Origin of the sequence: uncultured Bacteroides sp. (assembly GCF_902491285.1) — a bacterium.
GTDB lineage: Bacteria > Bacteroidota > Bacteroidia > Bacteroidales > Bacteroidaceae > Bacteroides.
On the sequence record NZ_CABUHK010000018.1, the window covers coordinates 23,239 to 44,045 of the forward strand.

Consider the following 20,807-nt stretch of genomic DNA (forward strand, 5'->3'; position numbering starts at 1 on the left):
TTTTGTTTTTAAGTGACTAAAATAGGTTTGTTTATCAGCGCTGATACTGCAAATCTACAATAGGACGGTACCGGTTTGCAAGTATTTCTCTAGAAAAAAGATATTTTTTCCTTAACGGAAGAAGTCGGCTTTTTATCATCCTTTTCACTACTATTTATCGTATCTTTGCCGTAGAGTTGTCAATGATTCACTAACGTAGTTTAATTAAATAACGAAGGTTATTTAATTGAATAACAATAGTAGTTTGAATGAACCACAATAGTGGTTCATTGATAAATCTAAAGGTTTTGCATGAAAAGTATTCATTATAAAGACGTTAACTGCTTATGGCTATACTTTACGATTGGTATGAGAATCCCGGTGAGTCCGACGATTCGGAAGAGAAAGGTTTGCATCCCCGCATTTTTTTGAACGGAAAGCTGGGGATGGACAAACTGTGCCGGATGATTCACAACCGCAGTTCCCTTTCTGTGGGTGATGTGAAAAACGCATTCGAGATGCTTGCCCAAATTTGTGGCGAGGAACTACGCGAAGGGCGTGAAGTGCATATTGAAGGGCTCGGTTATTTTGCCCCTATCTTGAGAAGCACACAGAAAGTGACTCGCAGCACTAAGAACAAATCGTCAAAAATGGAACTGAAAACAATCGGTTTCCGTCCCGATGCCCGTCTGAAGGGTGAGCTTAGAGGTATCAAGGTCAGCCGGAGCAAGTATGCGCGCCACTCGGAATCCTTGTCGGAAGTAGAGATAGATATGCGGTTGAAGGAATATTTTGCCGATCACGATGTAATGCTCCGTTATGATTTTCAGGAAGTGTGCTGCATGACGCGGACTACGGCGAACCGTCATCTCCGACGATTGCAGGAAGAAGGAAAATTGCGGAATATAGGTAAACTTATGCAGCCGATTTATGTGCCTGCGGCAGGGTATTACGGGGTGTCGCGCGAATTGGTGCGGCGGTAAATTGAACTGGTATGAGGGATGTATTTGCAGTATGAAGGTGAAAGCCGTGCAGGGGAAATATAGGAGGTTTGTAGTGTCGCTTTCACCCACTTTTGTGCTCTGGACGGGTGTTTTAGGAAAAGGTGGAAGCGGTGAAGATTGTAGTTGTCTCATTGGATAACAGAGGATTTTTTATCTTGTGAAAAGAATATTGAATTCGATTGATAATGCAAGCTATTTTTTGTTATATTTGTGATTCAAGAACACAAGATAAAATAAATGATGAATTTTCCGACTTATCCTTTTAAACAATTATTGTCCGGCGGTTTGCTCTGCTGTTTGTTTCTGCTGGCTACCTATTTATTCCAGGCTTTTTTCCCAGAAATGTATATTGATGCATTCTCGTCTTCCATGTATCTCTTGATGTGGCTAATTCTCTTTGTAGGAGCGTTATTGTGGACATTTCATGTGAAGGAAAAACGTATTATAGATATTTCTGAAGTAATAGATTGGCAGTTTATTGCTGCTTTTATTTTAATTACGGCTGATGAAATTTATATGATTATGCCGAAAGAAGTTCATATGGAGACAGCACCTGTGCTATTTTCTTATACTATTCCTATATTGGTGGTTGGTATAATGATAGCTGTTGCTACTAAAATTTCCGTTATGTTGTATCAGAAATTGGCGGGCGAACGTCGACAGGCTGTTCTTCAAACTCAAAAAATACAGCAACTACTAGATTCTCCCCCGATAGGACATAAGGATGTTCTTTTCTTTCGCAAGCTTATTGAGAACCGGTCTATTGCCCAACTCTCTGCAAGAGATTATCTTTTATTGGTAGAAGAATGCCGGATGATTGATCCTGAATTTTTTACTTGGTTGGAGCAGCAAGATTGTCATCTTCCACCTCGAGATATTGTATTATGTGTGCTTATTCGGATGTACAAAACAAAAGAGGAAATATTATCCATATTTTGTATTACGGATGGGACTTATCGCACAATGAAGTCTCGTGTCCGAAAGCGTTTAAGTATTGACGATAAAGAGTTGGAAACTTTTTTAAGGGAGGTAATATAATACTTTTTTTAAGTACCTGTAAGTTGCTCATTAGGTTCTCTTATTGCTGGATAATGTTTGTATATAACAATAATTTAGCAAAGTATCTTGCTTTATATTTAATAATGATATATTGTGGTCCATTCATTTACGTTTTATTTATTGGTCAAAGTAGCTGGGGGAATGTATTACGGAGGATTGTTGTTTCAATATAAATGTAGTCGATTTTGTTTGTAACAGAGGTAACAGTTGTCATATAGCTTGTTACAATTGTGTGCTGATTTTAGAATTTTGTATTTGTATATTGCTAATAATTAATAAGATATGAATATTGGAATGTAACGGCTACTTGTTCTATATCTGGATGTACCGTATCTTTGTAAATAAAGATTTTTATTAAAAAAATATATATGAAAAGAATTTTATTTTCATTGCTGATACTTTTTAGTCTTAGCCTCACAGCACAGAATCAAGCAAAATTGTGCTTTTTGAAGAAGGTAATTGATTTGGGAGAATTTGTTTGTAAAAAGGACTCTATTGTGAAAATCAATTTTGTCTTTTCAAATGACGGGAATGCTCCTTTAGTTATTTATAACGTCGTTACTTCATGTGGGTGTGTAAAACCTAAGTGGCCTAAGAAACCAATAAAAAGTGGTGAGAAGTCTATTGTTTGTATAGAATTGGATACGAAAGATCGACATGGAGTTTTTGCTAAAGATGCGTATGTTGAATCTAATTCCGTTGAACCTGTATTGTTATTAAAAATAAAAGGAAATATTAAAAGATTATGATTATTATGAAAGCACATGTGTTGTCATTTAAGTTTATTAGTGTTGTAGCGCAGCTAAGCCTAATATTAGTATTATTGGTATCTTGTAACCAAGAAGAAGCCATTTATAGCTGTAATCCGGAAATAGATTCGTGGGTTAAGGAAAATAAGCAATCAATTAATGCTATGTCGGCTGATGAGTTCTTGTCCTTGGAACAGGATTATCAAAAGGCTTCTTATATTGCATTTTCTCCAAAACAAAGGGAGAATTTGTGGATTTCCAAGATTACAGAAGCCGCAAGATTGGATTGGAGTGAAGATGAACAAAAGCATATGGGAAAATTGCTAATTGCTTTAAAAGAATATTCAGATGTTTTTTCTAAAGATTGTTCGGAAGAGTATAAAGATGACTTTAAAGTTTGGGTTTATCAATGGATTAAAGAAGGGGAAGAAGCTTTTAATTGGTCTCCTAAATTAATTAAAAACTTATTGTTCTCTCCTAATCAATTATTGAGTAAAGATGGAGAGATTAAAGAAGGAAAGAAAAAAATGACTAGTCAAGTAAAAACGCGAAGTGAAGACGGGGGAGATGGCCGTAATTGTAATTGCAACTCTAATTCTAATTTGGGAGAAGGCATGTTCTCGGATGATTGTGCGGGGGATAGTCATTGTGTGGAAGGATATTGGAACTGTAAGCCAAAGTGGGCTGGGTGTGGATTATTTTATTTGGATTCTTGTGATGGATATTGTTGGTAATTAGCATATAACTTATGAAAAAGAAAGTTTTAATTATTCTTGCAGTATCTCTGATACTTACTTTTGCTATTGGACCATTTCGTATGTTGTATGTTTTTGAGAATCCCCCACTTTATTGGGGGACATTGATACGAGGGATAGTTTTTTGGGCGGTGACTGTTTATTTCCTTACCAAATATAGTGGTGTGATGAAGTCATACCAAATTGTATTATTGGTATTATTGGCAGACTTGGTGCCGGATATTATTGTCAGGGTATTTATGGGGCATTTTATTATCGCATTGCCTTCATTCCCCGATACTGTTTTACAGATAATAGCTGTACTGTTGGGTTGGTGGTATACCCGACTTAATAAAACAAGAAAGGTGATGCTGGCATTAGTAAATCTATTGGTTTGTATTGGAGTATCTTCTTATGGTTTTGCTCAGTGGAATAAATTAGACTTTGTTAAAAATAGTGGGTCCAAGAAACTGGAAGTCTTTGAAATGTTGAATTTGGCAAGTTTTACCTCATCTCAAGATAGCATCATGAATAAATTTAAACATAAGAACTTTGTTGTTTATGTTGGAGGTGAAGATGAAGAAAAAAATAAGATTGGACTAACTTTCTTAGAGAAAGTGCAGAAAGAATTTGAAGGAAACAATGATACAACTGTATTAGCTTTGATTTGTTTTGATAATCCTGAAAGTCGGACTCAAAATACTCAACTCTTGGAAAATATCAAGTTTCCTGTTATAAGTATGGCTCAAAATAACTCCCAACTCAAAAAGTCAGCTTTGTATCATTTGTATGTTGTGGATAGAAATGAAGTAATTAGATGGAGGAAGAAAATACGTTTGCAAGAAAATACCGATATACAGAAAGAACAAAATGAATTGCAATTTCTCAAAGAACTTATAGTACAATTAAATGCAGATGTTGAATGATTTTCTTTAGTGTCTTGTGGGGTGTCTCAGGTGATAGATGAATCTGACATTACGGTTATATGTAAATATCTGTTTTTTGTATGATTCTTCAATTACAATGATAAGAATATTCTACTGTTTGTTCATCGTTTTGTGTTTAGGTAGCATATTTGTTTGCTCACGACAATTCACAGACTCATATATAATACCCAAATGGTACTTTGTGTTGTTTATGTCATTAGTGGTATCAGTGTATGAGGCTACTAGAATATTGTTTAGTAAGAAGATAAGGACAGCTATTCTGATACAAGGTACTATTATTGTTGTTTCTTGCTTTTTGCAGGCAATGTTGGGGGTAGTACAGTTCTTCGGATTGTTTCAGGCATCTACTGCTTTCAAAGTTACAGGAAGTTTTTCAATATTACCAAGTAAAGACAACGAATGAATATCCTCATGCCGCCCTGTCCGAATTGGAATTTATTACTGATATTCGATATGGATATGAGAATGTCATTCCAGCATCTCCTTTGCCGATACTGTCATCTGGGGATACTTTATCAGAAGATAAAACTGAAGTCCGATTAATGGATGAACCTTTGGAACGGATTAAATGGAAGGCTGAATACGACGGTAATCCGCAAACATCTCCGAAGCCTTACCCGACTATACGTTTTATGTTGAAGAAACCTCAATTTGTTACAAAGATACGGATGATGCCATTGAATGCTGACAATGGTATTATAGCGGGTAATCAATATGAATTGTTTTGTTGGGATAATGGCGAATGGAAGAAAATCCTGAGTGAACGGGCTAAGTATAACTATATTACGGTCAGTGTTCCGTCCGGTTCACTTTTATGGCTCAGGAATCTAACGAGAGGAAAAGAGGAACTTCCATTCTACGTGGATAATGATGGGCGTCAGAAGTTCATTTATCTTTAATTATGTTTGAAATATGGCGATAATATTAAGAGATAGTGTATGTAATATATTAGTGGATTGAATTTTTGAACATGAATGGGCTTCTGTTAAATCAGAAGCCCGTCCAATAACTCCAGATAGATTCCGATAGCTTCCTCTATCTCTTTCAACATGATATATTCATCTGCAGTGTGCGAGCGGGAAGAACGTCCCGGACCTATTTTCACCGATGGGAAGGACATTAATGCCTGGTCGGACAGGGTAGGAGAACCGAATGGAACACACCCTATTTTTATAGCCTTTTGAACGAACGGATGCTTCTCGTCAATTCGTGAAGAATTGAGACGATACGAACGAGCCTTGGCATCGCAAGAGATATGTTTCTTGATTTCGGCAAATAGTTCTTCGTTGGAGTAAAGCTCATTGCTGCGAATATCGACAACAAAAGTGCATTTGTCGGGGACAACATTATGTTGCGTACCTGCATTGATTACAGTCACACTCATCTTTACCGGTCCCAGCAACGGAGATTCTTTCTCAAAATGATAATCGCGGAACCAGGCAATGTCGTTCAATACCTTATATATGGCATTGTCTCCTTCATTACGTGCTGCATGTCCGGCTTTGCCCGTTGCGGTAACGTCCAATACCATCAGCCCTTTTTCAGCAACGGCAGGTTGCATCTCCGTCGGTTCGCCTACGATGGCGAATGAAACGGGCGGAAGCCCCGGCAGTACACTTTCAATTCCGTCTTTACCCGAAACTTCTTCTTCGCAGGAAGCGAGATAAATCAGATTATACTTCTGCGAAGTACGACATAGTTGCAGGAACACCTGCAATAAAGAAACAACGCTGGCCCCAGCATCATTGCTTCCCAAACCATACAGTTTGCCGTTTTCTTCACGCGGAGTGAACGGGTCTTTTCGCCAGCCGTTGACAGGTTTCACCGTGTCTATGTGGGAGTTCAGCAGGATAGTCGGTTTCTTCAGGTCGAACATCGGGCTGAGACACCATACATTGTTTCCCTTACGTCCGGTCTGCATACCTTCCATTTCAATATAGTTTTGCAGGAAATCCGCAGCCTGCGTTTCTTCCCGGCTGATTGAGGGGATACTGATTAATGATTTGAGGAGGCTTACAGCCTCTGTTGTCATGGTTGGAATATCATATTTCATAGTGCAAAGCTTTTATTCATTACCATAATATTTGCACAAAGATAGTCGTTTTGCGCAATAGTTTCAAATAAAACCAATACCTTTGTGCCATATTTACTAATACAAAGAGTATGACTTATCATCATTTATCTGTCTTAGTCCATCGTCAGGCCGAAAAATACGGCGACAGGGTAGCTTTGAAATACCGTGACTACGAGACAGCACAATGGATTCCGATTACCTGGAATCAATTCTCCGGAACAGTGAGGCAGGCAGCCAACGCACTTGTGGCACTGGGAGTAGAGGAACAAGAAAATATCGGAATCTTTTCGCAGAATAAACCCGAATGGTTTTATGTAGACTTTGGGGCATTTGCTAATCGGGCTGTTACTATTCCGTTTTATGCAACCAGTTCCCCAGCGCAAGCACAATACATCATCAACGATGCACAAATACGTTATCTTTTTGTAGGTGAGCAATTCCAGTATGATGCTGCTTTCAGTATCTTCGGTTTCTGTACTTCCCTGCAACAACTGATTATCTTTGACCGTTCGGTGGTGAAGGATCCTCGTGACGTATCCTCTATCTATTTTGATGAATTTATGGCAATGGGAGAGGGATTTCCGCATAATGATACGGTGGAAGAGCGTACGGGGCGTGCTTCTTATGATGACTTGGCGAATATTCTTTATACGTCCGGTACGACGGGCGAGCCGAAAGGAGTAATGCTTCATCATTCCTGCTACCTGGATCAGTTCCGTACGCACGATGACCGTCTGACAACGATGTCGGATAAGGATGTATCCATGAACTTCCTTCCGTTGACGCATGTGTTCGAGAAGGCATGGTGTTATCTCTGCATCCATAAGGGAGTGCAGATTTGCATTAATCTTCGCCCGGCGGATATTCAGACAACAATCAAGGAAATCCGTCCGACACTGATGTGTAGCGTTCCCCGTTTCTGGGAAAAGGTGTATGCCGGTGTACAGGAGAAGATAAATGAAACGACGGGAGTGAAGAAAGCGTTGATGCTGGACGCTATCCGGGTAGGCAAAATCCATAATTTGGATTATCTGCGTCAGGGCAAGACTCCGCCGATGATGAACCAACTGAAGTATAAGTTCTACGAAAAGACTATTTATTCTTTACTGAAGAAGACGATCGGTATTGAGAACGGTAACTTCTTTCCGACTGCCGGTGCCGCTGTGCCCGATGAAATCAATGAATTTGTTCATTCGGTAGGTATCAATATGATAGTCGGATACGGATTGACGGAATCTACGGCTACTGTATCCTGTACGTTGCCGGTAGGTTATGACATTGGTTCGGTAGGTGTCGTATTGCCGGGGGTAGAAGTGAAGATAGGCGAAGATAATGAGATTCTGCTTCGCGGCAAGACTATCACGAAGGGATATTATAAGAAAGCGGAAGCTACGGCTGCTGCCATTGATTCCGATGGATGGTTCCACACCGGTGATGCCGGCTACTTTAAGAATGGCCAGCTTTTCCTGACGGAACGCATCAAGGATTTGTTCAAAACCTCGAACGGTAAGTATATCGCTCCGCAGGCCTTAGAGACGAAGTTGGTCATCGACCGGTATATCGACCAGATTGCCATTATTGCCGATCAGCGTAAGTTTGTGTCTGCTCTGATTGTTCCTGTATATGGATATGTGAAAGAGTATGCAAAGGAGAAGGGCATCGAATACAAAGATATGGCTGATTTGTTGCAGCATCCTAAGATTGTAGGTTTGTTCCGTGCGCGGATAGAGACCTTGCAACAGCAGTTTGCGCATTACGAGCAAATCAAACGTTTCACTTTACTTCCTGAACCATTCAGCATGGAACGTGGGGAACTGACTAATACGTTGAAGTTGAAGCGTTCGGTTGTTTCGGAAAATTATAAGGACTTGATTGAAAAGATGTATGAAGAAAACGCATAGTCCGCTGTTTCTTTTTAGTAGCGGAATTTTGCTTATCTTTGTGCCCGATATCTGAAATCTGTAAATAATAAAATTGTAAATCAAATGATTACTATTGAACAACTTAAAGACGTGAAAGAGCGCACTGATGCGCTGAGGAGGTATCTTTGACATCGACGGGAAGAAAATTCAAGTCGAAGAAGAACAATTAAGGACACAAGCTCCGGGATTCTGGGATGACCAGAAGAGAGCCGAAGCCCAGATGAAACTGGTGAAAGACCTGCAAAAGTGGATTGACGGCTATAATGAAGTCAAGACGCTGGCAGACGAACTCGAACTGTCTTTTGATTTCTATAAGGAAGAATTGGTGACTGAGGAAGATGTGGACGCAGCTTATGCGAAAGCTTACGAAGCTGTAGAAGCGCTCGAACTCAAAAATATGCTTCGCGATGAAGCCGACCAGATGGCTTGCGTATTGAAAATCAATTCCGGTGCCGGTGGCACGGAAAGCCAGGACTGGGCTTCCATGCTGATGCGTATGTATCTGCGCTATGCCGAGACGAACGGTTATAAGGCTACCATTGCCAACCTTCAGGAAGGTGATGAGGCGGGAATTAAAACCTGTACAATCAATATCGAAGGAGATTTTGCTTACGGTTATCTGAAGGGGGAAAATGGCGTACACCGCCTGGTTCGTGTTTCTCCATACAATGCCCAAGGCAAACGTATGACTTCCTTTGCCTCCGTATTCGTCACTCCGCTGGTAGATGACAGCATTGAGGTGAATATCCTGCCTGCCAATATCTCATGGGATACATTCCGAAGCGGTGGTGCCGGTGGACAGAATGTGAACAAGGTGGAATCCGGTGTGCGTCTGCGTTATCAGTACAAAGACCCGTATACAGGCGAGGAAGAAGAAATCCTGATTGAAAATACCGAAACCCGTGACCAGCCGAAGAACCGTGAGAATGCAATGCGCCAATTGCGCTCTATCTTATATGATAAGGAGTTGCAGCATCGTATGGCCGAACAGGCGAAGGTGGAAGCTGGTAAGAAGAAGATTGAATGGGGCTCGCAGATACGAAGCTATGTATTTGACGACCGCCGTGTGAAAGACCATCGCACCAACTATCAGACTTCGGATGTGAACGGAGTGATGGACGGCAAGATAGACGGGTTCATCAAGGCCTATCTGATGGAATTTTCTTCACAGGAATCATAAAATGCAAAATTAGCAAGTGTTATTCTTGGAAAGTTAAAAGATTTGTTCTTACTTTGTTAGCGTTGAACTTTAAAGCTAACTATTATGGGTAAGGGTAAGAAAAAAGCAGCAATAAGCAAGAAGGAAGAAGAGCAGGCCCGGAAAGTTGTCAGAATAGTATTTGTCTCATTGATTATTTTGGCACTGATTATGCTGATTGCATTTTCCTTTTTCGGCTGATTGATTCACTACAGATTATATAGATTGTACGGAGAGACTGAAATGTTCGTGTTTCACTCGTTAAGAAACTCCGGCAAGTCATATAATCTGTGGTGAATTTTGTTTTGTAACGTATTTGTAGTCCGTGTAACGGGAATGTAACTTTTCTGTAATCTATCCGTATTCAAATTGTCATTTTTGTGTATCCTCGCAGTTGTACTTTTGCCACGAATTAAGTAGCAAACAACTGAAATGAGTAGAATTACAACAACGGTCGTTACACTTTTGCTGGCGACATCGGTCTTCGGACAGGCTAAGGAGGATGCCGGTGATGGCAAGAAATTGGATAAGGAAACAATGGAGTTTAAAGATTATCTGCCTGAGATTCATGGAACCATCCGGGGGAAATATGAGTACCAGACAGAAACGCAGGAAAGTCGCTTCGAGGTACGTAATGCGCGTTTCAGCGTTTCGGGGAATGTGCATCCGCTGGTGGCTTATAAAGCTGAAATCGACCTTTCGGACGAAGGCTCTATCAAGATGCTTGATGCCTATGCGCGTGTCTTTCCGGTGAAAGACTTGAATTTCACGATTGGACAGATGCGGGTTCCTTTCACGATAGATGCCCATCGTTCTCCTCATCAGCAATACTTCGCAAACCGTTCGTTTATCGCCAAGCAGGTGGGGAATGTGCGTGATGTGGGTTTTACTGCTGCTTATACCAATAAAGGGGGCGTTTCATTTGTTCTTGAAGGGGGATTGTTCAACGGTTCCGGCCTGACGAACCAGAAGGAATGGCATAAGACGTTGAACTATTCGGTGAAAGCGCAGTTGTTACTCAATAAGAGCTGGAATGTAACACTCAGCACCCAGATGATAAAACCGGAAGATGTACGGATTAATATGTATGATGCCGGTATCTATTATCAGAACAGCCGTTTTCATATCGAAGCGGAATACTTATATAAGATGTATGGGCACGGCGCATTCAAGGACGTGCACGCAGTGAATAGTTTCATTAATTACGATTTGCCGTTGAAAAAGGTATTTAATAAGATTTCCTTTCTTGCCCGTTATGACATGATGACGGATCATAGTGACGGTAAGAAAGATGAAACAACCAAGGCGTTGATAATCAATGATTATGCCCGGCATCGTGTGACTGGTGGAATCACGTTAAGTCTATCCAAAGCTTTTATCGCCGACCTGCGGCTGAACTTCGAGAAGTATTTCTATAAGAAGTCCGGTGTACCTAAAGAATCGGAGCGGGATAAAATCGTAATTGAGTTTATGACGAGGTTTTGAAATGAATTGAGAATTAAGGTGCTACGTTTCTTTTGTGGGTAATGTGAGATATCAAACTATCGTTTTTTAATTCTCTATTTCCAATTTTTTAATTTATCTTTGTGTCATGGCACAAGAAATAGAACGTAAATTTTTGGTTTCCGGAGACTTCAAGTCTTTTGCATTTGCGCAAAGCCGCATTGTGCAAGGTTATATCAGCAGTGCTCGCGGGAGGACTGTACGGGTTCGTATCCGCGATAATAAAGGGTACCTGACTATCAAGGGGGCTTCCAATGCTTCCGGCACCAGCCGTTATGAGTGGGAAAAGGAACTCCCTCTGTCTGAAGCGGAAGAACTGATGAAACTTTGCGAACCGGGTATCATTGATAAAACCCGTTATCTGGTGCGCAGCGGCGAACATATATTTGAAGTTGACGAGTTTTATGGTGAGAACGACGGTCTTATCGTGGCGGAAGTGGAGCTTGAATCTGAGGATGAGGCTTTTGTAAAACCGGACTTTATCGGTGAAGAGGTGACGGGAGATATACGCTATTACAACTCCCAACTAATGAAAAAACCGTATAAAACGTGGTGAACGTTAACAAATAAACTGTATATTTGTTCTTATCTAAAAAGAGCAATGTATGGATATGGAACAGTTGTACAATTATGTGCCGCGGGAATTGGTTACTTTTATACTGGTGACTTTGTTTTCTTTATTAATCGGACTCTCGCAACGTCGGATCAGCTTGAAGCGTGAGGGGGAGACTACTCTTTTCGGAACTGACCGTACTTTTACTTTTATAGGTATCCTGGGGTACCTGCTTTATATACTGGATCCTGTCGATATGCGTTTGTTTATGGGGGGAGGCGCAGTGCTGGGTTTATTGTTGGGATTAAACTATTATGTGAAACAGTCCCAATTCCATGTCTTTGGCGTTACGACTATTATTATTGCCTTGATTACTTATTGTATGGCTCCCATTGTAGCTACGCAGCCTTCCTGGTTTTATGTTATGGTGATAGTAACCGTGCTGTTGTTGACTGAGCTCAAACATACCTTTACCGAATTTGCCCAACGCATGAAGAATGATGAAATGATTACGTTGGCGAAATTCCTGGCCATCAGCGGTATTATATTGCCTATGCTTCCGAATAAGAACCTGATTCCTGATATAAACCTGACTCCTTATTCTATTTGGCTGGCAACGGTTGTGGTATCCGGCATCTCCTACCTTTCTTATCTGCTGAAACGGTATGTATTCCATGAATCCGGGACTTTAGTCTCCGGCATTATTGGCGGATTATATAGTAGTACTGCCACTATCTCCGTGCTCGCCCGTAAGAGCCGGAAAGCCTCTGAGCAGGAAGTTACCGAATATGTTGCCGCCATGTTGTTGGCTATTAGTATGATGTTCCTGCGTTTTATGATACTGATACTTATCTTTAGCAGAGAAATCTTTCTTACTATTTATCCGTATCTGTTGATTATGTCGGTTGTAGCAGCCGTTGTGGGATGGTTTATCCATTCCCGGCAGAAACGTCCGAAAGATCAGCCGGCTATTGAAGAAGATGATGATAGCAGTAATCCGTTAGAGTTCAAGGTGGCGTTGATTTTTGCCGTACTTTTTGTAGTCTTTACTATTCTGACTCATTATACATTAGTTTATGCAGGTACGGGCGGATTGAATCTGCTTTCTTTTGTATCCGGATTTAGTGATATCACTCCTTTCATTTTGAACTTGTTGCAAAATACAGGCAGTGTTGCTGTACTGATTATTACGGCTTGTAGTATGCAGGCCATCATCAGTAATATACTGGTCAATATGCTTTATGCGCTGTTTTTTGCTGGAAAGGGAAGCAAGCTTCGTCCCTGGATTCTGGGTGGGTTCGGTGTTGTGATTGCATGTAATCTTGTTTTATTATTATTCTTCTATCTTTAGAAAAAACATTTATAGCCCTATATTTCATATTAACTCTTTCTTTTTCTTTTAATTGCAACTTTTCAGGAGTGAAAAAGTGCAATTAAAAGGAAGTATGGAGTTATAATTTAAAATTCTTTATTTTAAATCTTAATTTTTATTTGTTATATAATAATATTTACCATACATTTGCGACTGATTAGCATTGTATTAGGGAACAATGCAAACGAATGAACAAAAATAAGGGCGCGAACGCGGATTATGGGAAATGAGGGCGAACATAATGCTTTCCTTGTAAAAGGGAAGCAGGTGTTATTTATAGAAAAATGCGTAAAAAAGGGGAAATGCCGTTGGATAAAAATACTGTCTTGTATCTTATTCTCGTTGTTTTTCCTTTCAGGAGTGAAGTGTAATGCTCAGTCTCCAACTATGCGTAAAAAGGCAGTAGAGAATAAAGATTCAATCATGCCTTTCAAGTCTCGGCTGGCATTTAAGACAAATGCGGTCGATTGGCTTGTGTTATTACCTAACATTACTGCCGAATTCGATCTGTTCGGTTCTCCTTATAAACATTATACATTAAGTCTTGGTGTAAAAGGTAATTGGAGCACTTCTCAAAATTACAAGCCTAGTATCGTTTATAATCTGTTTGATACCCGCTTGGAGTTTCGGAATTATTTCCGTACTACTCAGCGAAACTTCCATCATTTGGATTCAGCCGGTTTTTTTCAACGTTTAAAAGAAGAGGTGTTTACGGTCAAACGTTTCCATCCCCGTTATTGGCGTGCTTACTATTGGGGCGTATATGCTGATTATGCCAATTATAATTTTAAGTTTGGCAAGCGCGGTATGCAGGGTTCTGCTTTGGGACTTGGTGTGTCGGGTGGTTTCAGTATTCCTTTATATGGTTATCGTGAGAATTTTGTGGATTTGGAATTGGGAGCTAGTGTAGGGTTTGTCTATACTAAGTATGATGCTTACCGGCATGATGAGGAAAGCAATTGCTATCCCCGTTTGCCCGAAAAGAGTAAAGGCGGGCATCTGGTGCCATTCCCGGTCGTTAGTGACTTGCGTGTGGCGTTTGTCTATCGTTTCTCAACTTCAGTCAAGAACAAATATAAGTTGATTGATTACGATAAAATCAATGCCCGGACGGAAGCTAAGCGGCAGAAGCAGTTGAGGCGTGATTCCATTGGCGAGGCCAGAACAAAGATAAAAGAACTGAAAAAGCTGCAGAAAGATTCTTTGAATCTGGCTAAGGACTCTTTATCGCAAATAAAGGATTCGTTAAAGAAACAGGAAAAATTGATGAAGGATTCATTGGAACAAGTACGGAAACTGGATAAAGCACAGGCTCGGTTGATGAAGGATTCATTGGAACAGGTTCAGAAACTGGAGAAAGAGCAAGCTAAGTTGATGAAGGATTCTTTGGGGAATGTTGCCAAAGAAGAAAAGAAACGTGCGAAAGAAAAGAAGAAAGATAAAGAACCGGAAGAAAGTGTGGAAACACAAATAAAACAACAATCCCCAGATGAACAGCAACCTGTTCGGGAGAAGCAGTCTACGGAGTCAGAATCATCTGTTCCGCAGGCTGTGGATCCACAATCTTCCGGAAGTCGGAAGGAGAGTCCGGAAATTACAAATGCGGGAGGTGAAGAATGATGAAAGCAACTATTATATATCAGATCATATTTACATCATTATTGCTGGTTGGCTGTACGAAGGTGGATTTATGTGACGAGGGGACGCATCCTCACGTAGTGGAAGGTTTCTCTGTTACATACAACTGGAACGGTTTAGACTTGTCGGATGATGAGACACCTGAACGTCTGTATTTCGTGGCAACCCGTATTTTGAATACCCGTCATATGGTTTATCAAACGAATAAAGACGGTAAGTTTTGGGTGGAGGAAACTCCCGGAGACGGACCTGTGACTCATGATGATAACAGCGGCACTGAAACTCCTGATGACAATATTGAACCGGAAGGTGAATACCAATCCGAGATCAAACTGCCTGGTGGAGAGTATTTTATGATGGCTTTTACTGATCCGGAATATCCGAAGGTAAAAGTAACGAAGAAAGACGATAAAGGTAATGACCTGAAAGATAATGATGGTAAGGTTATAGAGGTTGAGGAGGAAGATAAAAGGGTATCGTTGGATGGTTTGGATGAGTTTAAATCCGATAATGCTATTCCTGTCAAGCAAGTTAAAATGCGCCATGCGGTTGTAGAGCAGAAAGATGTGAGTAAAGTATTGGTAGACAATCGGAAGTGGGCGGATTTGAATCCCGGCATCGGTTATGTAAGGGATGCCGGCCGGAGGCTGTTCGTGGGCCGCCGTGATTATCTGGAACTGGATGCGGGAAAGAATTATATACAGCCTTTTGATTTTACATCTCTTACCCAACATATTGATATTCAGTTTACTGTTCAATTAGCGGCAGATGAGAATAATAATCAGTTGACTAAAGAGGATATTCAGGATATTTATGTAGAAATGGCCGGTATCGCGCCGGAAGTATCTTTGTCTACTGGTATTTTAAATATTTCAGAACTGAAAAGGGTGATTGTAAAAGTGACGGAGCAGAAAGTTTCCCAATCCACCGAAGGGGAAAAACCTGTTGTGACTCTTTTATGCAAAGCGTCTTTGGAAGTATTCGGATTGATAGGTGGTGTGGATAGCTATACGATTACAGGACCGGGTGTTTGTTGTATCGTTCTGTATGTGAAGACTTCTACAGATGTTCGGGCTATTCATGCGAAATCCAATTTGTCAAAACAAATCAAAGAACAGGAGATTACGGCAGAGACAGGGCAGGTGAATGAGCGCAAGAAAGTGAAAGACCGGGCTGAATTGAGGATTGAAACGCCTTTCCGTATTGTTGGACTAAATCCTGAAATGGGAAGTGACGGTGTATGTGGATGGGAAGTTGTAGGTGATATTCATGTAGACATATAATGGGATGATGAGAAAAGAGCAGATAATATATATGAAGATTAAGCAATGCTTATTAATCGGATTTTGTTCGATACTGTTGTTTAATTGTTCCGGAGATACGTATGTAGGGGAACTGACGACAGATGATGATGCGCCTTTGGTGGAACCGGTTCCTATCGTGTTGAGCTTGGGTATGTCTGATTTTGAGATATTGACACGCGGAAGCGGCGAGGTCAATAATGGCAATGATGCGGATTTTTGGGACAATGTAAGATTTTATGTGTATGCTTTTAATAAGGATCCGCAAACCGATTTGTCTAACCCCTGGAGTGAGGCAAATCAGGATTTCTGTTTGTTGGATGGTCATAGGACGGGAGGGGCAAATGCACAGGCTTCCGATCACGGGAAAGAAGTGGGGGTGAAGAAAGAGGATTCCAATTTACTGCTTTTCTATCCGGATGAGAAGTCTCAGGAAATCTATTATAATATGAAGAATACCAATCAGCCTTATAACTTCTTTGCTTACTATTTGGATGATTGGATGGGTGAGTGCCATCGTGAGAAAGATCATATCTATTATGATGTTGAGTTGGACGGGCGCAGGGATTTCATGTCTGCTATGGCGGATCCTGAGGCTCAGAAAGATAAATACGAGGGCAATCCGTACTGTGATAAGATTCTGGGTCGTGCATTCAGTGCATATTCTGCTAATCATGGTTTAAATCCGGTATTTCAGTTTGAGCATCATTTGGTTCTTCTCCGGTTTGTGGTTTGTAGGCCGGATGATAGTTCAAATAAAAAGGGAAATGGTGTTCCTTCTTTGGATCCGACTTTGGCAGTAAAGAAGGTTGAATTGAATTCAAAATATAAAGGACGGTTTACTGTGGCGGTGAGTGCTCCTGATGCGGATGGTATGACGAATCTCAAGAGAGGGATATCTTTTGATAGTGAGGATTATAAGTATTTTGAACTGAAAAAGAAAAACGGAGAACTCATTGGAAATTCCGGATGGTGCTTGGTAGCTGATTGCCCTATCTATGAGAATGTGACGGATGATGATAAAAAGCGTTATCGCTATGTTCTTGACAAAGACAAAGAGAACGACCGTGATAGTGGTACAAGTTTATTGGTGGCACCGGCTGACTCTTATCGGGCGAAAATTACTTTGAGCGCGGAGCAGGGATTAACGGGAGCGCTATATACGGAGGTAGAGGTAGACTTGGAAAATACAAATGATAACAAGGTCTTTAGTCCGGGAAAAGCATATACTATTTATTTGACAATTAATAGTTTGTCTGATATCAGCTCTGCTGTCGAAAGTGGAGTCTGGACGAACGGGGGAGATATAAACATTAGTCCGGACGATAAATATGAGGATGAATAAAAAGTGAAACTTACATATTATTATTAATTTAAAATTGTGTGATTTATGAAACGATTTTTTCTTTATGCAATGGTGGCAGCCGGAGTGTTGACATCTTGTTCGCAGAGCGAAAATGAGGGTGTACCGGGAAATGAACCTGTGGATCTGACACCTAGCGCAGACGCTATCTTGCTTTATGCCGCTGCTCCTTCTGTTACAGTCAATGCTACCAGAAGCGCCGGTACTGTCGGAGGTGATGGTGCTACTATCTCTAATACATGGAGTGGACAGAAATTGTATATCTATGCTTGTCAGAAGGATTCTAAGACTGGTATAACAATGAGCGATAGAATTGCAGATTTGAATACTTATGCTTTGCGTGACGAAGAGGGTACGGTTGAAACCGGCGCTAAGATTTCAGGTGTTAAATGGAAAAATAACGAATCCCGTTATTTCCCACGTAGTGGCGCTTATGATTTCTTTGGTTATTATGGAGATGATGCAGTAATTGGCGAAGCAAAAACTGAAGCAATGAATGGTACAAATGTGCTATATAAATCTTTTGTGATTAATGGTTCTCAAGACTTGATGATTGCAAAAGCTGAGCTTTCTGATGCTGATAAGGCGAAACTTGCTCCTGAAGACATAAATAAAGCATTCGGTTCTTATACTGCTCGTAGAGATGTGCAGCCCTCGATGAAATTTGAACACTTGTTGACCCGTCTTGTATTCAATATCAAAGGTATGGGTACCTCTAAACCTGAGAATGTATATGTACAGTCTATTAAAGTAAAATCAAAAACTACAGGAAAGTTGGTATTCGTATATGCTGCCGATGCTAATAAAGGTATCCAATGGGATGGAAATGATGAGGGTACTTTATTGTCTCTTCAGGAAAGAAAAGGTAACGTAATGCAGCCATTAACAGACAAAACGTACTATGCTTCGGCAGCCGATGCAGAAACTCCGACCGCTGTGGGTGAAGCTTTGTTGGTTGAACCGGGTGTTGAAACTTACGATATCGAGGTTGTTGTTAAACAAGAAATTGATGAATCAGGTAATACAGTGCCTGTTGCACAGCAGACAGCAACATACGAGTTGACTTTGAAAGCTAGTGATGTAACTAAAAATGGCACTGATGCTGGTATTACAACTTTCGCTGCATCTACTTCTTATAATGTTACAATTGCTGTTTATGGTATTAAGAAAATAGAACTTACAGCAGAACTTGGTGAGTGGATAAATGGTGGTGATATCAATATTAATCCAGACGATACATTTACAGAATAATAAATTAAATATCTGAATATGAATAAAAAATATCTATTTATACTGGGAGCAGCAGCAATATTGGCGGGTTGCTCGAATAATGACGTAGTAGATCAAAAGGAAGAGGTAAATATTCCTTTTGACGGAGCAGTTTCATTGAATGCCGGCTCTAATATCTCTATTACTCAAACAAGAGCCGTTGTTAGTAAATGGCAGGATACTCCGATTCGTGTGTGGGGATTAGACAATGCAGGTACCGGCTGGAATACAGCTTCCGGTAACTTGTTCTCACCGGCTAATTATGTAGATGGAAAAGTGGCAGCGGACGGAAAAGTCAAGCTGGGGGGTGAAAATGATGTTTATTTTTATCCTTTGAATAGCGATGTGAATTTCTCATTCTATGCTTGTAGTCCGATTCCGACTAATCCTTCTTTGTCATCAAATAGTGCTGCTGTTACTTATAATATCGCTGGAAATGTAGATATTCTTTGGGGAGAAGCAATAGCAGAAGATGTTCTTTCTGCCGATGGTAAAACTTATTCCGGATACAATGCCCGCTATTTCCGTAAAGGGGGGACTACACCGGAGTTGAAGTTCAAGCACTTGTTGACCCAATTGCAGCTTTTGGGTATTGGCGGTGACGAAGGACTGGTTGAAGATGGTAAGGTTTGGCCTGTGAGCATTAAGAATATCACTGTAACTTCTTCGAATGGAGCTTCTTTGGCTGTTGCAGGGGCTAACAAAGGAACTCTGACTGCTACAGGTATCGTTTCGGAAATTCCGGCATATTTCGGTGATAATAAATATACAACAAATGTAGATTTGGAGACAAAAGTAGAAAAAGATGCAGGAAATGTAATGTTATTGCCTTCAGCATCCGGTTCTTATATTCTTAACGTTACTTTGGCTGCTATGGTAAATGGTCAGGAGAGAACGCAGAAGAATGAGGTTACCATTACTTATAAGAATGCAGAAGGTCAGGTGTCACCGTTTGAAGCAGGTAAGGCTTATAAAGTTAAATTGACAATTTACGGTTTGCGTGTGGTTGATATCAATGCTACACTGGAAGAATGGAAGGATGCAGACCAGACTATTGATCAGGAAGTAAACTAATTCTTATGAATAAATGGATGATAGCAGGCGTAGCGTTGTCGTTTTTATTGGCATCGTGTAGTAAAGACGACGATAATACGCCTCAATCAGGAAATAATACTAATGTAAATGGTGGAGCTGTTGTATCTTTCAGCTCCAACATTTTCGCTTCTGTTGTGGTTGAGGTAACAGGGCCGGGCACTCGTGCACCGATAACGGCTTTTGAATCAAATGCGCAATTGGGTGTTTTTGGGATTCCTGCCATTCAAGGTGGGCGTAACGAAGATTGTGACTTGTTCAACAAAAAAAATGAGAGTGATTTCCAGCCGAATTTATTTAATGCTTGCTACACGTATGTGCCGGGTTATGAAACGTTACAGACGGAGAAATTGGCAACTTTCCCTAATACGAGTAATGCGGGCTTGATGATGTATGGTTATTACCCTTATACAGAAGAAGCGGAATGGCGTGAAGTGAACAGAGTGGCACAATGGGCCATACCTTGGAAACTGAATCCGCGTGATATGTCTGAAACGAGAGACTATATGTTCACAGGTCAAGCACCGACATGGTATTCGGAAGTCGGAACAAATCCGGTCGTGTTGAACTTCCAGCATGCATTCGGACGTCTGGATTTCTGTTTCTATTCTACCAGTAAGCAGGTATGTGATGCAGGGTATCGGATTCAGTCGGTAACTGTGTATTGCAATACAGGTGAATCCGGCTGGATGGCTTTGACAGATGGAGCACTTTCTTTTTCTCCTAAGGATTTGGTGTGTCTTCATTCGACAAATAATGCCGGAATTACTTATAATACTCCGGGAGAGTCTGTCGCAAAGTTTATGTTTCCACCTGAACAGACCTTGATACAGAAGATTACTTGTCAGGTAAAAGATGGCGGTAACAATTTGCGTGAGTATACTATCTATGATTACAAGTATTACGGTTATGATATCTCAATAAAGAAAGGCAAGACTACATTAATGCGTATTAACTTTTTGCCGAAAGATGCCACGTTTTCCGGACCGGCCAATGTGGATTCCTGGACGGGAGGTAATACTGTAGACGAAAATGTAAAGTTACAATAAT

19 protein-coding genes are annotated in these 20,807 nt (G+C 40.6%); 18 read left to right on the plus strand and 1 reads right to left on the minus strand.

All coding sequences use genetic code 11. The features are described 5' to 3' along the window. Window positions 1-326 precede the first annotated feature (326 nt). The 6 genes from RDN93_RS06680 (at window position 327) to RDN93_RS06705 (ending at window position 5,371) form a co-directional block, all read left to right on the plus strand. Window positions 327-962, plus strand: coding sequence for an HU family DNA-binding protein (locus RDN93_RS06680; RefSeq protein ID WP_308744770.1), 636 nt, complete (start codon window positions 327-329; stop codon window positions 960-962). Between the two features lie 258 nt (window positions 963-1,220). Beyond that, on the plus strand, window positions 1,221-2,021 hold the full coding sequence (locus tag RDN93_RS06685; RefSeq protein ID WP_308744771.1) for a hypothetical protein: 801 nt from the start codon (window positions 1,221-1,223) through the stop codon (window positions 2,019-2,021). A 389-nt stretch (window positions 2,022-2,410) separates the two neighbouring features. Beyond that, window positions 2,411-2,791: a DUF1573 domain-containing protein gene (locus RDN93_RS06690; RefSeq protein ID WP_308744772.1), complete on the plus strand. Its 381-nt coding sequence runs from the start codon at window positions 2,411-2,413 to the stop codon at window positions 2,789-2,791. After that, the gene (locus tag RDN93_RS06695; protein ID WP_308744773.1) at window positions 2,788-3,525 is read left to right on the plus strand and encodes a bacteriocin fulvocin C-related protein; all 738 of its coding nucleotides are present in this window, start codon (window positions 2,788-2,790) and stop codon (window positions 3,523-3,525) included. The genes RDN93_RS06690 and RDN93_RS06695 overlap by 4 nt, the downstream gene beginning before the upstream one ends. Window positions 3,526-3,539: 14 nt before the next feature. Beyond that, window positions 3,540-4,451, plus strand: a complete 912-nt coding sequence (locus RDN93_RS06700) for a hypothetical protein (RefSeq protein ID WP_308744774.1) — start codon at window positions 3,540-3,542, stop codon at window positions 4,449-4,451. 563 nt (window positions 4,452-5,014) lie between these two features. Continuing rightward, complete coding sequence (locus tag RDN93_RS06705) at window positions 5,015-5,371, plus strand: hypothetical protein (protein ID WP_308744775.1); 357 nt, start codon at window positions 5,015-5,017, stop codon at window positions 5,369-5,371. A gap of 86 nt (window positions 5,372-5,457) precedes the next feature. Here the strand turns inward: RDN93_RS06705 and RDN93_RS06710 are convergent, their stop codons facing one another. Then, the gene (locus tag RDN93_RS06710; RefSeq protein ID WP_308744776.1) at window positions 5,458-6,525 is read right to left on the minus strand and encodes a M20 family metallo-hydrolase; all 1,068 of its coding nucleotides are present in this window, start codon (window positions 6,523-6,525) and stop codon (window positions 5,458-5,460) included. Window positions 6,526-6,635: 110 nt separating this feature from the next. Between RDN93_RS06710 and RDN93_RS06715 the strand changes: the two genes are divergently transcribed. From RDN93_RS06715 to RDN93_RS06770, 12 genes are all read left to right on the plus strand, one after another. Next, a complete protein-coding gene (locus tag RDN93_RS06715; RefSeq protein ID WP_308744777.1) occupies window positions 6,636-8,447 on the plus strand; it encodes an AMP-dependent synthetase/ligase in 1,812 nt (603 codons plus the stop codon). Between the two features lie 84 nt (window positions 8,448-8,531). Beyond that, window positions 8,532-9,648 (plus strand): peptide chain release factor 2 gene (gene prfB, locus RDN93_RS06720; RefSeq protein WP_308744778.1). Its coding sequence is split into 2 segments (ribosomal slippage): window positions 8,532-8,594 and window positions 8,596-9,648, totalling 1,116 coding nucleotides; the frame shifts between segments, so codons are not numbered across the junction. Window positions 9,649-9,732: 84 nt separating this feature from the next. Further along, complete coding sequence (locus RDN93_RS06725) at window positions 9,733-9,867, plus strand: hypothetical protein (RefSeq protein WP_308744779.1); 135 nt, start codon at window positions 9,733-9,735, stop codon at window positions 9,865-9,867. 231 nt (window positions 9,868-10,098) lie between these two features. Next, on the plus strand, window positions 10,099-11,151 hold the full coding sequence (locus RDN93_RS06730; RefSeq protein WP_308744780.1) for a porin: 1,053 nt from the start codon (window positions 10,099-10,101) through the stop codon (window positions 11,149-11,151). A 106-nt stretch (window positions 11,152-11,257) separates the two neighbouring features. Continuing rightward, window positions 11,258-11,725, plus strand: a complete 468-nt coding sequence (locus RDN93_RS06735; protein ID WP_308744781.1) for a CYTH domain-containing protein — start codon at window positions 11,258-11,260, stop codon at window positions 11,723-11,725. Window positions 11,726-11,780: 55 nt separating this feature from the next. Continuing rightward, window positions 11,781-13,073, plus strand: coding sequence for a DUF4010 domain-containing protein (locus tag RDN93_RS06740; protein WP_308744804.1), 1,293 nt, complete (start codon window positions 11,781-11,783; stop codon window positions 13,071-13,073). A gap of 408 nt (window positions 13,074-13,481) precedes the next feature. Continuing rightward, a complete protein-coding gene (locus tag RDN93_RS06745) occupies window positions 13,482-14,714 on the plus strand; it encodes a DUF3575 domain-containing protein (protein ID WP_308744782.1) in 1,233 nt (410 codons plus the stop codon). Next, window positions 14,714-16,015 carry a hypothetical protein gene (locus tag RDN93_RS06750; RefSeq protein ID WP_308744783.1) on the plus strand — a complete coding sequence of 434 codons (1,302 nt, stop codon included), beginning with the start codon at window positions 14,714-14,716 and terminating at the stop codon, window positions 16,013-16,015. Before RDN93_RS06745 ends, RDN93_RS06750 begins: the two co-directional genes overlap by 1 nt. A gap of 31 nt (window positions 16,016-16,046) precedes the next feature. Continuing rightward, a complete protein-coding gene (locus RDN93_RS06755) occupies window positions 16,047-17,378 on the plus strand; it encodes a hypothetical protein (protein ID WP_308744784.1) in 1,332 nt (443 codons plus the stop codon). Between the two features lie 45 nt (window positions 17,379-17,423). Then, a complete protein-coding gene (locus RDN93_RS06760) occupies window positions 17,424-18,647 on the plus strand; it encodes a fimbrillin family protein (RefSeq protein ID WP_308744785.1) in 1,224 nt (407 codons plus the stop codon). 18 nt (window positions 18,648-18,665) lie between these two features. Beyond that, window positions 18,666-19,739: a fimbrillin family protein gene (locus tag RDN93_RS06765; protein WP_308744786.1), complete on the plus strand. Its 1,074-nt coding sequence runs from the start codon at window positions 18,666-18,668 to the stop codon at window positions 19,737-19,739. 5 nt (window positions 19,740-19,744) lie between these two features. Beyond that, window positions 19,745-20,806, plus strand: coding sequence for a fimbrillin family protein (locus tag RDN93_RS06770; protein ID WP_308744787.1), 1,062 nt, complete (start codon window positions 19,745-19,747; stop codon window positions 20,804-20,806). Window position 20,807 lies beyond the last annotated feature (1 nt).

Coding starts and splice junctions, on each gene's coding strand:
- RDN93_RS06680 (WP_308744770.1), top strand. CDS start 327: ATGGCTATACTTTACGATTGGTATGAGAATCCCGGTGAGTCCGACGAT.
- RDN93_RS06685 (WP_308744771.1), top strand. CDS start 1,221: ATGATGAATTTTCCGACTTATCCTTTTAAACAATTATTGTCCGGCGGT.
- RDN93_RS06690 (WP_308744772.1), top strand. CDS start 2,411: ATGAAAAGAATTTTATTTTCATTGCTGATACTTTTTAGTCTTAGCCTC.
- RDN93_RS06695 (WP_308744773.1), top strand. CDS start 2,788: ATGATTATTATGAAAGCACATGTGTTGTCATTTAAGTTTATTAGTGTT.
- RDN93_RS06700 (WP_308744774.1), top strand. CDS start 3,540: ATGAAAAAGAAAGTTTTAATTATTCTTGCAGTATCTCTGATACTTACT.
- RDN93_RS06705 (WP_308744775.1), top strand. CDS start 5,015: ATGGATGAACCTTTGGAACGGATTAAATGGAAGGCTGAATACGACGGT.
- RDN93_RS06710 (WP_308744776.1), bottom strand. CDS start 6,525: ATGAAATATGATATTCCAACCATGACAACAGAGGCTGTAAGCCTCCTC.
- RDN93_RS06715 (WP_308744777.1), top strand. CDS start 6,636: ATGACTTATCATCATTTATCTGTCTTAGTCCATCGTCAGGCCGAAAAA.
- RDN93_RS06725 (WP_308744779.1), top strand. CDS start 9,733: ATGGGTAAGGGTAAGAAAAAAGCAGCAATAAGCAAGAAGGAAGAAGAG.
- RDN93_RS06730 (WP_308744780.1), top strand. CDS start 10,099: ATGAGTAGAATTACAACAACGGTCGTTACACTTTTGCTGGCGACATCG.
- RDN93_RS06735 (WP_308744781.1), top strand. CDS start 11,258: ATGGCACAAGAAATAGAACGTAAATTTTTGGTTTCCGGAGACTTCAAG.
- RDN93_RS06740 (WP_308744804.1), top strand. CDS start 11,781: ATGGAACAGTTGTACAATTATGTGCCGCGGGAATTGGTTACTTTTATA.
- RDN93_RS06745 (WP_308744782.1), top strand. CDS start 13,482: ATGCGTAAAAAGGCAGTAGAGAATAAAGATTCAATCATGCCTTTCAAG.
- RDN93_RS06750 (WP_308744783.1), top strand. CDS start 14,714: ATGAAAGCAACTATTATATATCAGATCATATTTACATCATTATTGCTG.
- RDN93_RS06755 (WP_308744784.1), top strand. CDS start 16,047: ATGAAGATTAAGCAATGCTTATTAATCGGATTTTGTTCGATACTGTTG.
- RDN93_RS06760 (WP_308744785.1), top strand. CDS start 17,424: ATGAAACGATTTTTTCTTTATGCAATGGTGGCAGCCGGAGTGTTGACA.
- RDN93_RS06765 (WP_308744786.1), top strand. CDS start 18,666: ATGAATAAAAAATATCTATTTATACTGGGAGCAGCAGCAATATTGGCG.
- RDN93_RS06770 (WP_308744787.1), top strand. CDS start 19,745: ATGAATAAATGGATGATAGCAGGCGTAGCGTTGTCGTTTTTATTGGCA.